Here is a 13,634-nt window from a genome sequence, read left to right on the forward strand (position 1 = left end):
GAAAGTAAACAACGGGGCGGTTGTCTACTTCGAAATTTAGCCACACTTTTGGCGTCCACGCCAGGGCTCATCGGACGTCCTATGTCTAGCGTCATCCAATAGGTTGGGATCATGGATCTGCTTGCCGAACTCCGCAGCCGGAAACTGCTCGCGATCATCCGCGCCGACCGCGCGGACACCGCACTCGACTGCGTCGAGACCCTCGTCGAGGCGGGAATCACCGCGCTCGAGATCTCCCTCACCACGCCCGGCGGCGTCGAGGCGATCGCGAAGGCGCGCTCGCTGTACGACCCGCACATCCTGATCGGCGCCGGTACGGTCGTCACCGCCGATCAGGCCGTGGCCGTGGCCGATGCCGGGGCGGACTTCACCGTCACCCCGGCGATCACCCGCGGCGCCCATCGCTCCGTCGAACTCGGCCTTCCGCTGCTCTGCGGCGCGCTGACCCCGACCGAGGTGGTCGCCGCCCTGGATCTCGGTGCGACCGCGGCCAAGATCTTCCCGGCCAAGGTCTACGGCCCCAGCTACTTCTCCGAACTCCGCGCCCCGCTTCCGGACGCGCCGCTCATCGCCGTCGGTGGAGTGGACGCGCAGTCCGCCCCCAAGTACCTGGCCGCCGGCGCCGTGGCGGTCGGCGTCGGCTCCCCGCTGCTCGGTGACGCTGCCACCGGAGGCCCGCTGGCAGAACTAGCCATCAGAGCCAGCACGTTCCGCACCGAACTCGACATCTGACGGAGCCCTCGAATGACAGATCTGCTGACGCTCGGCGAGACGATGGTTTCGGTACGGACCGAGCGGCCGATGCGGCTGGGTGGGGACGCGCACCTGTCGATCGCGGGCTCCGAGAGCAACGTCGCGATCGGCGTCGCACGGCTCGGCCACGACGTCACCTGGTTGAGTGCCGTCGGCAACGACGAGCCCGGGCGGTTGATCCAGCGCACCCTGCGCGCCGAGAACGTCGGCACCCGGATCCGCTTCTCCGACGAGGCCTTCACCGGATTCATCGCGTTCGACCAGCCGTCCCACGACATCACGCGGGTCAGCTACCACCGGCGCGGCTCCGCCGCCTCCACCCTCACCCCGGCCGAGACCACGGCTGCCATCGCCGAGCTGTCGCCGACGCTCCTGCACGTCACGGGCATCACCCCGGCGCTGTCCGACACGGCACGAGCCGCGACACTGGCCGCCGTACGCACAACCACCGCGCAGGTATCCCTCGACGTGAACTACCGAGCCCGCCTCTGGTCCCGCCCCGACGCCGCGACGGCGCTCCGCGAACTCCTCCCCCACGTCCACACCGTCTTCGCCTCCGACGACGAACTCGATCTCCTGACCGACGCCGAAGACCCCATCACCGACCTACTACGCACGGTCCAAGCCGTCGTAGTAACCGCAGGCGGCAAGGGCGCCTGGTCCCACACCCGCACCACACCAGCCCCCGACACACCCCCCGGCGATTCGTTCCCCGAGGTGCTGACGGTCCACCGGCCGGCCCTCCCCGTCACGGTTGTCGACAGCATCGGCGCCGGCGACGCGTTCGTCTCGGGCTACCTCTCCGCCACCCTCGACGGCCTCGCCCCCGAAGCCCGCCTCGACCGAGCCACCACCTCCGGCGCCTTCTGCGTCACCGCGTACGGCGACTGGGAATCCCTCCCCACCCGCGAGGACCTGACCCTCCTCACCCACACCCAAGGCACCGCCCTCCGCTAGGTCGTGCGGCGGAACTGGGCGCGGTACTCCCCCGGCGCCTTGCCCGTGTGACGTCTGAACAGCCGGCTGAACGAGGCCGGGTCCCGGTACCCGACCTCGCCGGCGATCCCGGCCACCGTCCGGCCGGTCGTCTCGAGCAGCTGTCCGGCCCGTCGTACCCGAGCCGCCTGTAAGTACTCAAGCGGTGTCATGCCAGTTGTCTCACCGAACCGCCGAAGCAGCGTCCTGGAACTGACCCGCAGCTCACCGGCCAGTCGCTCCAGGTCGTACGCAGCATCGAGGTGCTGATCCAACCGTCGCTTCACCTCGTCCGCGAACGTCGAACCTCCGGCCGGGAGCACGGAGTGGTCGACGTACGGCGTCTGCGAGGTCCGCGAGTCGTCGATCAACGCGATCCGCGCGGTGGTCCGCGCGACGGACTCACCGCTGTGCCAACGGACCAGGGTGAGGGCGAAGTCGTACATCGCGCTGAACGCCGCGGCCGTGGTCACGCCCCGGTCGGTGACCACCAACTGATCGCCGCGGACGTCGATCGCCGGATACCGGCGGGCAAGCCGGTCCGCGTACAGCCAGGAGGTGGTGGCAGTACGTCCGTCCAGCACACCGGCCTCGGCCAGCACGAACGCCCCGAGGCACAAGGACACGACCGCGGCGCCGCCGGCCGCGTGAGCGCGGATCGCCGCGAACTCCGGACCGAGACGGGACAGCACCCGGTCGACATCGACGGCCGGCCCGACCTCGAAACCGGGCACGACCAGGACGTCCGACGCCTGCAGCGGGGACACCGGGATCCGCACGTCGCCGGAGGCGAGTACCCGATGCCGCGGCGAGACGATCCGTACGTCGTACGCCGGATCGGACGCTCCGCGCGCCTGCGCGACGCGGGTCGCCATCGTGAGCAGATCGGGGATGCCGTAGATCTCCGACGCGAAGCAGCCCGGGTACGCGAGGACCGAGAGGCGGAGCATGTGGCGAGATTAGCCACGTCCTTGGCGATCTCGCCAGTACCGGTCGGCGCGCAAGCCGGTCAGTCTCAGGTCATGACCCGTGATGATCCCCTTGCCGACTTCGCCCATCGGACCGTGGAGGTCGGCGGCGTCGCCAAGACGGTGCACGTAACAGGGTCCGGACCGGCTGTTGTCGTCATGCCGGAGATGCCAGGCATCAGCCCGGACGTCGCGCGGCTCGCGCGGTGGGTGCGAGACGCCGGCTTCACCGTGTACGTACCGTCGTTGTTCGGGGTCGACGGCGCGTACCCGACGGCCGAGGAGGGCGAGAAGATCGTTCGGCGAGCCTGCGTGAGCGCCGAGTTCAGAGCGTTCGCCGGCGGCGGTACGAGCCCGGTCAGCAGTTGGCTCCGTGGTCTCGCCCGGATCGCCCTCGCCGAATCCGGTGGGCCGGGAGTGGGCGCGATCGGACTGTGCTTCACCGGCAACTTCGCCCTCACGATGGCGCTCGAACCCGCGGTGATCGCGCCGGTCGTCAACCACCCGTCGCTGCCACTGGACGCGCCGGGCGAGCTCGAACTCTCGGCCGCCGACGCGGAAGCAATCGCGGACCGGTTTCGCCGCGAGGACCTCCAGGTGCTCGGGTACCGCTTCGAGGGCGATCGGTGGTGCACCGGCCAACGCTTCGCGGCGTACGAACGCCTGCTGGGTGACGCGTTCATCGGACGCGTCCTACCCGCCGCGGCCGCGAACCCGAAGCCACCACCATTCTTCCGCGACATCGTCGGCTGCGCGCACAGCGTAGTAACCGCCCACCTCGTCAACGAATCCGGCCACCCCACAACCCAAGCCCGCGACGAAATCCTCACCTTCCTCGCCGCCAGGTTGCAGGTCGACTAGGACTCAGCTGGAAACAGGATCGGGCTGAGGAGGTAGCGAGAACGTTCGGGCGTCGCCTCGTTCGGCAGGACCGGGAGGATCGCGGCGCGGAGGCGCTCGATCAGCTGGTGGAGTTCGGCTTCGGTCAGCCAGATGGCGTGCTGGCGGTAGCCGACCAGGTCCGCGATCGGGTCTGCGCCGTCGTGGTCCAAGTACGCGTTGAACTCGGCCAGCAGCGCGGCCATCGCCGTGGCGAACCCGCGCCGGTGGTCCTCGACCGTCAACGCGGCCAGCTGTTCCGGTGTGATCGACGCCCGCTCCGCGCGCAACCGGAACCGTCGCTCCACGGCACCACGCACCCGACGCTCCTCGGCGACCTCGAGGATCCCGCCCTCGGCGAGCAGGTCGACGTGCCGGTACAGCGTCGCCTTCGACACGTCGGTGATCCGCTCGCCCAGCTCGGTCGTCGTCAGCTCCCGCTCGCCCCGCAGCGCGTGCACGATCCGCAGCCGCACCGGATGACCGAGCAACTCCAACGGATCCATGGCGCAACGATCTCATGCCGTGCTACCTTTCTCAAACAATGAGAAAGGTAAGCCGATGACCTGGTCTCCCCCGCCGTACGCCGATCCGGCCACGTTCACCGAACACGACCTCAGCCTCGACGGGGCCGGCCGAACAGTCCCGGGCACCCTCACCCTCCCGAAGCAGGCGGCGCGCGTCGGCGTCGTACTGCTGTCCGGAGGCGGCCCGTTCGACCGCGACGGCACCACCGGCCCGAACAAGCCGCTCAAGGACCTCGCTTGGGGCCTCGCCACGAACGGCATCGCCGTACTGCGCTTCGACAAGCCGACCGCGAACCGCCCGGAGGCAATGACCGAACCCGGCTACACGATGACCTCGGAGTACCTCCCGTATGCGATCGCCGCCGTCCGTACGCTCCATGACCACGTGGACAGGGTGGTCCTCGTCGGGCACAGCATGGGCGGCAAGGTCGCCCCGAAGATCGCCGCCGAGGAGCCGCTCGTCGCCGGCCTGGTGATCATGGCCGGCGACACCCAGCCGATGCAGCACTCCGCCGTCGGCGTGATCCGCTACCTCGCCGACACCACACCCGAGGCCGTACCAGCGGGCACCCTCGAACTCTTCGAACGGCAAGCCGCCGTCATCGACTCCGGCCTCTCCGCGAACACCCCGTCGAGCGAACTTCCGTTCGGCCTGCCTGCGTCGTTCTGGCTCGATCAGCGAACGTACGACCCGGTCGCCACCGCGGCCAAGCTCGACGTACCGATCCTTGTCCTGCAAGGCGGTCGCGACTACCAGGTCACCGTCGCCGACGACCTCCCGGCGTGGCGCGCGGGACTCCCCGACGCCACGATCACGGTCCTTGACGCCGACAACCACTACTTCTTCCCCGGCACCGAACCGTCAACGACAGCCGACTACCAGGTCCCCGGACACGTGGACCCGGCAGTCGTCACCACCATCCTCGACTGGTTGCCCTAGGCAAGCAGCGCCGGGTCGGACTCCAGTTCGCGCTCCGGTTCGAGCGGGAGCACGATCTTGAAGACCGTGCGGCCCGGTTCGGACTCCACGCGCAGGTCGCCGTGGTGCTTCTTGACCACGATCCGCCAGGAGATGTCGAGCCCGAGGCCGGTGCCCTCGCCGATCGGCTTCGTGGTGAAGAACGGCTCGAAGATCCGCCGCCGGATCTCCTCCGGGATGCCCGGCCCGGTGTCGCCGATCTCGACGACGGCGTACGCGCCGTCGCGCCGGGTCCGGAGCGTCAGCGTCCCGGAACCGCCCATCGCGCTGACCGCGTTGTCGATGATGTTCGTCCACACCTGGTTCAGCTCGGCGGCGTACGCCGGGATCGCCGGCAGCTCGGGATCGAAGTCCTTGACGACCTCGTACCCCTGGAGCTTCCCCGACATCATCACCAGCGTCGACTTCAGCAGCTCGCGCAGATCGACCGTCTGGTACGGCGCGCGGTCGATCTGCGAGTACTGCTTGGCCGCACCAACGAGGGTGGAGATCCGCGTGACCGAGTCGTCGATCTCGTTCATCAGCGACTCGGTGTCGATCGTGTACATCAGCCACCGCACGGCGCCTTCGAGGTACTTCGGGCCGACCGCCGTCAGTACCTCCTCCATCCACGGCACGTCGAGACCCGCCTGGGCCAGCACCGGCGCGACGTCCCAGCTGGCCTGTACGTCGTGGTCGTCGAGCCAGTCCGTGAGCGCGTCCTCGCGGTCGGACAGCTCCAGCGGCGGGATGTCCTTGTCCTTGTTCTTGTCCAGCCGCTCGACCGCGTCGTCCTGTAAAGCGACGATCTGGTGCAGCTTGGTCGCGTCGAGTGTCCCGTCCGCGAGCATCGCCAGCTTCGAGCGCATCCCGGACACCCGCTGCCGCAGCGTCGCCGCGGCCCGGACCGCGGCCGCGGCCGGGTTGTTCAGCTCGTGGGTCAGGCCCGCGGACAACGACCCGAGGGCGAGCAGCCGTTCGCGTTCTCCGAGCGTCTCGTTGGTCCGGCGCATGCCCATCACGAAGCCCTCGATCAGGTGCACCGCCATCGGGAACCAGGTGTTCATCATCGTCGCCATCGTCTCGGCGCTGATCACGAAGAACTCCGACGGCTGCGTCACCTGCATCGTCGCCGTGTACGACTTGTGGTCGTTGGCGCCGAAGAACGCGTTGAAGGCGCCGGAGTACACCCCGCGCTGGCCGGTCCGGTTGATCTCCACGAGCTCTCCGTGCGAGAGCTTGCAGAGCCGGATCTCACCGCTGAGCAGGACGTAGCAGCAGGTCGCCTCGTCGCCCTCGTTGAACACGGTCCCGTCGTGCACTTCCTCGACGTGCCCCGCGTCGGAGAGCCAGGCCAGCTGCTCGTCGGTCAGGCTCTCGAAGAGGAACAGCGTGCGCAGCTCATCCGGGGTCAGCCGCCGCGGCTGCACGGTCTGGTCAGTCATCAGAGCATCTCCAGGTATCGGTGCACCAGTGTCACGGCCATCGCCCCGTCACCGACTGCCGACGCGACCCGTTTCACCGACTCGGCCCGTACGTCACCCGCGGCGAACACGCCGGGCATGCTCGTCTCGAGGTGGTACGGCTCCCGCTCGAGCGGCCAGCCGGTGGGCTTGCCGTGCAGATCGGGACCGGTCAGTACGAAGCCTCGCTCGTCGCGGAGCAGGTCACCGGGCAGCCAGTCCGTCCGCGGCGCCGCGCCGATGAACACGAACATCCATTCCGTGTCCACCTCGCGCTTCTCCCCGGTCTCACTGTTCAGCAGGGTGAGATGTTCCAGGTGCTCCGAGCCCATACAGGAAACGACCTGCGTGCAGGTGTGCACCTCGATGTTGTCGATCTCGTCGATCTGGTCGATGAGGTACGACGACATCGTCGCGGTGAGCGATGGTCCTCTTACCAGCATATGCACACGCTTGGCATGCCTGGAGAAATAGACCGCGGCCTGCCCGGCGGAGTTCGCCCCGCCGATGATGTAGACCTCGGCGCCGGCGCAGGCCGGTCCCTCGGTGGTGGCCGAGCCGTAGTAGATCCCGCGGCCGCACAGATCGTCGACGCCAGGCGCCTGGAGCGTCCGGTACGAGACGCCGGTCGCGAGGATCACCGAGTGCGCCGAGATCTCGCTGCCGTCCGCGAACACCAGCCGCCGGGCGTTGCCGAGCGTGTCCAGCCCGACGACCTGCCGGGTGGTCAGCAACTCGGCGCCGAACCGGACAGCCTGTCGCCGGGCCCGGTCCGTCAACTGCGCCCCGGACACCCCGTCCGGGAAGCCGAGGTAGTTCTCGATGCGGCTGGACTGACCGGCCTGACCGCCGGTCGCCAACTGCTCGACCAGTACGGTCCGCAGGCCCTCGCTGGCGCCGTACACCGCCGCACCGAGCCCGGCCGGCCCGCCGCCGACCACGACCAGGTCGTAGAAGTCCTTGGCCGGCGCCGTGGTGAGGCCGACCTTCTGGGCCAGCTCCGCCTCGGACGGCGCGACCATGACGCCGGCGTCGGGCGTGATCACGACCGGCAGGGTCGTACCGTCCACGCCGGCCGCGTCGAGCAGGCGCTTGGCCTCTTCGTCGTCGACGTTGAGCCAGCGGTACGGCACGGCGTTGCGGGCGAGGAAGTCGCGGGCCGCGAACGACGGCGCCGACCAGCGGTGCCCGATCACCCGGGTCTCGTCGCCGGACGGCTCCGGGGTCGCCTTCCACAGGTCGAGCATCGCGTCGACCACCGGGTACAGCTTCTCCTCCGGCGGGTTCCACGGTTTCAGCAGGTAGTGGTCGAGGTCGACCACGTTGATCGCCTGGATCGCCGCGTCGGTGTCGGCATACGCCGTGAGCAGGACCCGGCGAGCGAGCGGGAACAGGTCCATCGCGGCCTCGAGGAACTCGATGCCGGACATCTGGGGCATGCGGTAGTCGGCGAGCAGCAGCGCGACCGGTTCGCCGCGGAGCTTCAGCTCCTTCAGGGCGTCGAGCGCCTGGGCCGGGTTCTCCGCCCGGACGATGCGGTTCTCCTCGCCGTACCGGCGGCGGAGGTCACGGGCTATCGACCGGGAAACGCCGGGATCGTCGTCCACGGTGAGGATCACCGCACGGGTCGTTGACGCTGTCATGCCTCCTTCATACCAGCGGATGCCTACAAACAGGGATCGGTAATCCACAGGCCCACACCCGGTTCGCGAGGGGCTGATTCGCGAACCGGGTGCGAGGGGCGGCCTACGGAAGGGCGTCGAGGTACGGCGCGTGGCTGTCCTGGAACTCCCAGTCGTAGTAGTGGTCCCAGTTGACCGACCACGTCATCAGGCCACGGAACCCCGGCGAAGGACCACCACGGAGGCTGTAGCCGCCGCAGTTCTTGCCCTTCACCAAGCAGTCGAGCGCCTCGTGCACGGCTGCCGGGGCGGTGTAGCCGTTGCCCGCGCTGACCGCTGCCGGGAGCCCGAGACCGATCTGGTCGTCGCGCAGTCCCGGGAACGTCCGGCCGGTGTTCGCCACGGGGAACCCGGCCTTCACCATGTCGGTCATCGCGATGTGGAAATCCGCGCCACCCATGGTGTGGTACTGGTTGTCGAGCCCCATCACGGGACCGGAGTTGTAGTCCTGGACATGCAGCACGGTCACGGTCTGGCTGCACTGGGCGTAGTCGGAGCTGGTGACTGCACCGTTCAGCACCCCCAGAACTATCGCAAGCCATCGCATAGCTATTTAGTAGAGATGTTCCATAACTCCTGGTCAATGCATCACGACGGCGGGAACCCGACGCTGTCGAATACCGTCAACGCCAGGTACTGCGGTCTGCGGAGGTCCCGGGTACAGGTTCGAAGACCACGTCGTCGTCGGGAACCTGCCGACCGCGCTTGTCCACGAAACCCACGTCCACAAGGCCTTGGGACCGCGTGTCCCGCCGCAGCACGGTTGGCCCGTCCGCCCGCGGCACATGCACATCGCCCCACTGCTGCAAGGCCGCGAGTACGAGCTTCAGGTCGGCACCTGCAGGCGTCAGGTGGTACGACGACCGCGTCCGCTCGCCTTCCTCGCGATACTCACGCTTCTCCAGCAACCCCGCGTCGACCATGGTGGTCAGCCGGCTTGCCAGGATGTTCGGCGCGATCTTGAGGAAGTCACGGAAGTCCGCGAACCGCGTGGTGCCGAGGTGCGCCTCACGCAGGATCATGAACGTCCACCGGTCGCTGACCAGCTCCAGTGACCGAGCGATCGAGCAGTTCGGCCGGGACGCCGTACGCGTTGCCATCAGACCTCCTTCGCCGCCAGGGCCCGAGCGGCCGCGATCACGAGCAACGCCAGGCTACCGATGACAATCGCACCCAGCAGCAATGCCGTCTCGAGGCCGGACGCGGTCGCCACCAGTCCGAGTGCCAGCGCGATCGCTCCCTGCAGGACGTACGCCACGAGGTACACGGCAGCCACCGTGCCGCCGCGGTGATGAGCAGGTGCGTGCGTGGTAATCAGACCAAGACCACCAGAGAACAGGAGACCGTAGCTGACGCCACCCAGCACTGTGGCCGTCATGAACAGCGGGAGCGAGTGCAGCCGCGCGGACGCTTCCAGAACAGCCAGGTCCACCAGAGTGGCGACTGCGCCGGCCAAGACGAGACGCCCAGCCGGGAAGCGACGTCCGGCGATCGCGGTGACGCCAATCGTGATCGACATGATCGCCAGCACCAGACCGATCACGAAGACATTCGCGGTCCCGATCAACTGGTGCGCGATCTGCGCACCCAGTGCCAGGTAGACCGAGCCGAACGCATAAGCAGTCGTCACGGCCAGGGCGGACGCGACGTACAGCACCCGGATGCTCCTGGGAACGGAGATAGGCCGTGGCCGCCAGTGCCCCCGGCTCTCGTCCTTGGTGTGGCGCGGGAGCCGCCAGACGAACCCGAAGACGACCGCGATCACCGCGAGCAGCACCCAGAAGTCCAGGTGCAGCGGCAGCGGCGCGTACTGGATCAGCCCACCGCCGACGGTCGTCGCCAGCCCGAGGCCTACCGCTGTCGCAGCAGTTGTCACGGACGAGGCACGCGCCGCCTTGCCGAGCGGACTGAACTCAACGACCGCGGCCGTCGCGGGCGTGAGCGCCAGGCCGACCCCAGCACCCATCAGCGCGCGCCCTGCGTACACCCAGCCCACGGACGGAGCAACCGCAAAGAGCAGCACACCGGCGAGCAGCGCGCCAACGCCATACAGCATGGCCGCCCGCCGCCCGATGTAGTCGGACAGCTGCCCAAAGACCAAGAGGAACGCGACCAGCACCACCGGATAGACGGCGAAGATCGCAGTAGTAGCAGTAGGAGTCAGATGCCAAGCCGAGGCATACAACGGATACGTAGTAGTCGGAGCCGCACTGGTCCACAAACTCAGACCCGCAACCGAAGCAGCCACCCAAAAGCCGGCCCGCCGACCCAAAGCACGCGGCGCCCGCGCCGCAGTCAGTTCGAGAGTGCTGGTACTCACGCCAGATCCCTTCCAGAGCTGAATTGCACAATGAAACCCAGAACACCTGAGTACCCCAATGCAATCCAGCCCCAGAAGTGATCCCAGTCACACCTCAGCTGACCGTCAAGATCTTGTTCCTAGTCGCTATCGGACGGTGAAGATGCGGGTTGCGGTGGCGCGGTACGTCCCTTGAGCCGCAGGCTGAATCTGCAGCACGTGTGGCCCGCTCGACAGTCCGCTCGCGGTGAAAGGCGACGTACAGGTACCGAGGAAGTCGCCGTCCAGAATGCATTGGGTCGGCTCACCGTTCACGGCGGACGTGTCGAACGGGATCGATACGTCCGCGCCCATGGCTGCCGGTGTGTCGCCGATGACGACGTTGTGCCCCTGCCAGGCGAAGTCGGACAGACGCTCGGTCGTCGTGTTGTACAGGGGGACACCGAACTCGAGCGGGGCGCCGCCGAGGAAGTCCGCCGCCTGGAAGGTCTCGAGAATGTCGCGGCCGTCCCGCCTGACCAGAACGGCGAGTTGTCGGCCGACCGTGTCCCACTCGATCCCGGCAATGCTCGCCTCCACCAAGCCGAGGTCAGCCACGGTCGCGGTTCCACCTTCGGGCGACAGGAAGGCCACCTGACCGACGGTTCCCGCCGGTACGAAGGCCAGCAGGTTCCCGGTCGGCGAGAGCACCGTCTGCGTGGCGCCCTCGGAGCCCTCGATGGTCGCGATACGGGCCCCCTGCTCCGCCGCCTCGACGCGAGTCAGCGGCGCCCCGGAGAGGCTTGTGTCGTTGACGATCAGGGAGTGGTTGTCGGCGTACCAGATCGGATGATCGAGGTTGCAGCCGACTCTGACCACAGAGGCGTCGGACAACGTCAGGACATCGACGCAACCCGCAGTACTGAAGGCGATCCGGGTACCGTCCGGCGACCAGGCCGGATGCGCAATCCCGGTCCCCGGACGAACGAGCGTGTCGACACCGTCCCGCCGTACCCACAGACCATCGGCGAGTACGTACGCAAGGTCGATCCCGTTCGGCCCACTCGCAACCTCGGCCCCGTCACCGGCCGGAGCATCCTCGACCGGCACAACCTGCGACGCCGACGGTACTGCGAGACTCCCGAGCACGGCAGTCCCACCCGACGACGGCGCGACAAACGCCGCAATCTGCTGACCGACCGGCGCCGGTGACACCCAGGCGCTGGGCCGGCTTTCGAAGAATTCGTTGACCGCCGACACCTGGTACGTCACCGAGCGCGAGGTTCCGGTCCGTTGCTCGGTCCAGTTGGTCTGCGACGGCGGCACCGTGAACCTCGTCGCGATTCCGTCGACCGTCCGCTCCACGACGAATCCGACCGGCGCGGCGTTGCCCCAGGAGTTCGCTCGCCAGTTCAGGTCCACACCGCTGTACGTCGCGGTCACCTTCACCTTGTCGGGCGCATCAGGCATCGAGTACACGCTGGCGTGGAGACGGATGTGGTGCGTCGCTCGCGCCGTGTTGTCCTCGATAGTGAGCAGCTCAGTTTCATCGGTGGGGTGATCCGGAGTGAACGTCACCGCCACGCTGCACGATGCTCCCGGTGCAAGTTGCTGGCAGGCGAAATCCTCGTTGCGTGTCCAGGTGGGATCGTTCCCCAACGGCTTGATGCCCGCGTGGAGTTCCTCGGTGCCGGCATTCGTCAGCGTGACCCGAACGATCCTCGAAGCCGTGTTCAGCGCCACCTGACCGAGTTCTACCCGTGGCGTATCGATCGACAGCGCCGCGTACGGCTGTGTGCTGTGGACGCGGATGTCGCCGTACACCGAACCGACGCCAGTACAGGAACCGGAGTAGGTCGCGCTCATCGTCGCGACCTGCAGGTCCGCTGTGTAGGCGATCTCGGCGATATTCAGCGTGCCGTCAACGCTGCACTGATGGTCCTGCTGACGCAGGACGAAGGACGAACCGGCGCCGCCGAGCGAGTACGTTCCGGGACCGGAGAAGACGCTTGGCCCGGCGATCTGCAGCCCCCCGGCCGAGAGAGTCCGGAGACTGTCCGCGGACGAATCCACGACGGAACGAGCTACCTCGTCCGTGAACAGTTCCTGTGGTTGCGCGGCGACATCCGTATCGAGAACGAGGACGTTGTCAGGCCCGACTGCGGGATCGGTCGCGGGCCTGGTGCCGGTCACGGCCGCGCTCGGATCACCCGCACCGTCGGCGTTCACCGCGATCACGCGGTAGGTCGCGCTCGCGCTCGCCTTCACGTGTGTGTCGACCCAGCTCGTTGTACCGGCCGGCAGCTTCTTCGAGGCATCGGCCCACACACCGTTGGACCGCTGCGACTGAACCAGGTACCCCTCAACAGTTCCCCCGGCATCGAGCGGCGCACTCCACGCGACGCCGACACCACCGAGGGCAGGGAAGGTCTGTACGGCTGTCGGCGCAGCAGGAACGGGCTCCACACGTATCTGTATGGACGGCTGTGGCGCAGCGACCGCAGAGATCGTTGCACTCAACGGCAGGGACAGGACAAGGGCAGACGTCAGCAGCAGGCGGGCGCGACGCATCAACTCTCCAGACTTGGGCGGATCCGGCGCACCCCGAGCGACACCGGCGAAGGTCAGACAGAATTTGTATCGTTCGAAGGGGTTCCAGGGCAACCCCGCTGCATGTAGCTGCAATCGGGGAAAGGCTCTACCTGCAACGGCGCTCAGGGACCGCAGCTCAGGCAGGGCCAGGGTTGGCCGCAGCGGGAGCAGAGGCCTTCGGGGGTTGGGGATGGTAGCCAGATGGTGGGGGTGGGATCCGTGGGTGGGGTGGGGTCGTCGGGTGGGCTTGGGAGGGGCTCGTGGGTCCAGTGGAGTTGGGTGCGGGGGTCGGGGGCTTGGGTGGCCAGGAGGGCGGGGATGCCGGCGTCCCAGGTGGCGGTGCTGGGCCAGGGGCCGCGCCAGCGGAGGGTGGCTGCGCCGTCGGACCACTCCACGCCCTCGGCGAGGATCGCGGTGGGGTTGGTGTGGCGGACCAGACGGAAGAGGCGGGCCTTGGGCTGCAGCGGGTTCACCTCTTCAGAATTGCCCAGAACACACTGCGGACAACAGGTGTTTGCTGTGGGCTGTGGGAACAGCCCACAGCCCACATGTCCTTGTT

General features: G+C 67.9%; 13 protein-coding genes. 4 read left to right on the forward strand and 9 right to left on the reverse strand.

What is annotated here, in order from left to right:
• Positions 1-111: 111 nt before the first annotated feature.
• Both ACFYRU_RS01215 and ACFYRU_RS01220 read left to right on the forward strand, forming a co-directional pair.
• Complete coding sequence (locus tag ACFYRU_RS01215; protein ID WP_387651624.1) at positions 112-732, forward strand: bifunctional 4-hydroxy-2-oxoglutarate aldolase/2-dehydro-3-deoxy-phosphogluconate aldolase; 621 nt, start codon at positions 112-114, stop codon at positions 730-732.
• Between the two features lie 12 nt (positions 733-744).
• A complete protein-coding gene (locus ACFYRU_RS01220) occupies positions 745-1,710 on the forward strand; it encodes a sugar kinase (RefSeq protein ID WP_387651626.1) in 966 nt (321 codons plus the stop codon).
• On the opposite strand, the gene ACFYRU_RS01225 is transcribed toward ACFYRU_RS01220, so the two are convergent.
• Positions 1,707-2,678 (reverse strand): GlxA family transcriptional regulator, encoded by a 972-nt coding sequence (locus ACFYRU_RS01225; protein WP_387651628.1) that lies wholly within the window; start codon positions 2,676-2,678, stop codon positions 1,707-1,709. The genes ACFYRU_RS01220 and ACFYRU_RS01225 overlap by 4 nt on opposite strands.
• Before the next feature lie 72 nt (positions 2,679-2,750).
• Here ACFYRU_RS01225 and ACFYRU_RS01230 point away from each other — a divergent pair, with 72 nt between their 5' ends.
• Positions 2,751-3,557: a dienelactone hydrolase family protein gene (locus ACFYRU_RS01230; RefSeq protein ID WP_387651631.1), complete on the forward strand. Its 807-nt coding sequence runs from the start codon at positions 2,751-2,753 to the stop codon at positions 3,555-3,557.
• Here ACFYRU_RS01230 and ACFYRU_RS01235 read toward each other — a convergent pair.
• Positions 3,554-4,081 carry a helix-turn-helix domain-containing protein gene (locus ACFYRU_RS01235; RefSeq protein WP_387651634.1) on the reverse strand — a complete coding sequence of 176 codons (528 nt, stop codon included), beginning with the start codon at positions 4,079-4,081 and terminating at the stop codon, positions 3,554-3,556. The two genes, ACFYRU_RS01230 and ACFYRU_RS01235, sit on opposite strands and share 4 nt — an antisense overlap.
• A gap of 55 nt (positions 4,082-4,136) precedes the next feature.
• Here ACFYRU_RS01235 and ACFYRU_RS01240 point away from each other — a divergent pair, with 55 nt between their 5' ends.
• Positions 4,137-5,042: an alpha/beta hydrolase family protein gene (locus ACFYRU_RS01240; RefSeq protein WP_387651636.1), complete on the forward strand. Its 906-nt coding sequence runs from the start codon at positions 4,137-4,139 to the stop codon at positions 5,040-5,042.
• Here the strand turns inward: ACFYRU_RS01240 and ACFYRU_RS01245 are convergent.
• The 7 genes from ACFYRU_RS01245 to ACFYRU_RS01275 form a co-directional block, all read right to left on the reverse strand.
• Positions 5,039-6,505 (reverse strand): ATP-binding protein, encoded by a 1,467-nt coding sequence (locus tag ACFYRU_RS01245; RefSeq protein ID WP_387651639.1) that lies wholly within the window; start codon positions 6,503-6,505, stop codon positions 5,039-5,041. The two genes, ACFYRU_RS01240 and ACFYRU_RS01245, sit on opposite strands and share 4 nt — an antisense overlap.
• Positions 6,505-8,166 carry an FAD-dependent oxidoreductase gene (locus tag ACFYRU_RS01250; RefSeq protein ID WP_387651642.1) on the reverse strand — a complete coding sequence of 554 codons (1,662 nt, stop codon included), beginning with the start codon at positions 8,164-8,166 and terminating at the stop codon, positions 6,505-6,507. The genes ACFYRU_RS01245 and ACFYRU_RS01250 overlap by 1 nt, the downstream gene beginning before the upstream one ends.
• Positions 8,167-8,269: 103 nt before the next feature.
• The gene (locus tag ACFYRU_RS01255; protein WP_387651645.1) at positions 8,270-8,752 is read right to left on the reverse strand and encodes a hypothetical protein; all 483 of its coding nucleotides are present in this window, start codon (positions 8,750-8,752) and stop codon (positions 8,270-8,272) included.
• Between the two features lie 76 nt (positions 8,753-8,828).
• Positions 8,829-9,305 (reverse strand): winged helix-turn-helix transcriptional regulator, encoded by a 477-nt coding sequence (locus ACFYRU_RS01260; protein ID WP_387651648.1) that lies wholly within the window; start codon positions 9,303-9,305, stop codon positions 8,829-8,831.
• Entirely contained in the window at positions 9,305-10,525 is a 1,221-nt protein-coding gene (locus tag ACFYRU_RS01265; RefSeq protein WP_387651650.1) for an MFS transporter, read from the reverse strand. Before ACFYRU_RS01265 ends, ACFYRU_RS01260 begins: the two co-directional genes overlap by 1 nt.
• A gap of 126 nt (positions 10,526-10,651) precedes the next feature.
• Positions 10,652-12,949 (reverse strand): fibronectin type III domain-containing protein, encoded by a 2,298-nt coding sequence (locus ACFYRU_RS01270; RefSeq protein WP_387651652.1) that lies wholly within the window; start codon positions 12,947-12,949, stop codon positions 10,652-10,654.
• 248 nt (positions 12,950-13,197) lie between these two features.
• Positions 13,198-13,548, reverse strand: a complete 351-nt coding sequence (locus ACFYRU_RS01275) for a hypothetical protein (protein WP_387651655.1) — start codon at positions 13,546-13,548, stop codon at positions 13,198-13,200.
• Positions 13,549-13,634 lie beyond the last annotated feature (86 nt).

It is taken from the genome of Kribbella sp. NPDC004536 (genome assembly GCF_042873835.1).
GTDB lineage: Bacteria > Actinomycetota > Actinomycetes > Propionibacteriales > Kribbellaceae > Kribbella.

What these genes read in the sequence shown, in the direction of transcription:
- ACFYRU_RS01255 (WP_387651645.1), bottom strand. Translation starts at nt 8,752, where the DNA reads ATGCGATGGCTTGCGATAGTTCTGGGGGTGCTGAACGGTGCAGTCACC.
- ACFYRU_RS01215 (WP_387651624.1), top strand. Translation starts at nt 112, where the DNA reads ATGGATCTGCTTGCCGAACTCCGCAGCCGGAAACTGCTCGCGATCATC.
- ACFYRU_RS01220 (WP_387651626.1), top strand. Translation starts at nt 745, where the DNA reads ATGACAGATCTGCTGACGCTCGGCGAGACGATGGTTTCGGTACGGACC.
- ACFYRU_RS01240 (WP_387651636.1), top strand. Translation starts at nt 4,137, where the DNA reads ATGACCTGGTCTCCCCCGCCGTACGCCGATCCGGCCACGTTCACCGAA.
- ACFYRU_RS01260 (WP_387651648.1), bottom strand. Translation starts at nt 9,305, where the DNA reads ATGGCAACGCGTACGGCGTCCCGGCCGAACTGCTCGATCGCTCGGTCA.
- ACFYRU_RS01250 (WP_387651642.1), bottom strand. Translation starts at nt 8,166, where the DNA reads ATGACAGCGTCAACGACCCGTGCGGTGATCCTCACCGTGGACGACGAT.
- ACFYRU_RS01235 (WP_387651634.1), bottom strand. Translation starts at nt 4,081, where the DNA reads ATGGATCCGTTGGAGTTGCTCGGTCATCCGGTGCGGCTGCGGATCGTG.
- ACFYRU_RS01245 (WP_387651639.1), bottom strand. Translation starts at nt 6,505, where the DNA reads ATGACTGACCAGACCGTGCAGCCGCGGCGGCTGACCCCGGATGAGCTG.
- ACFYRU_RS01230 (WP_387651631.1), top strand. Translation starts at nt 2,751, where the DNA reads ATGACCCGTGATGATCCCCTTGCCGACTTCGCCCATCGGACCGTGGAG.
- ACFYRU_RS01225 (WP_387651628.1), bottom strand. Translation starts at nt 2,678, where the DNA reads ATGCTCCGCCTCTCGGTCCTCGCGTACCCGGGCTGCTTCGCGTCGGAG.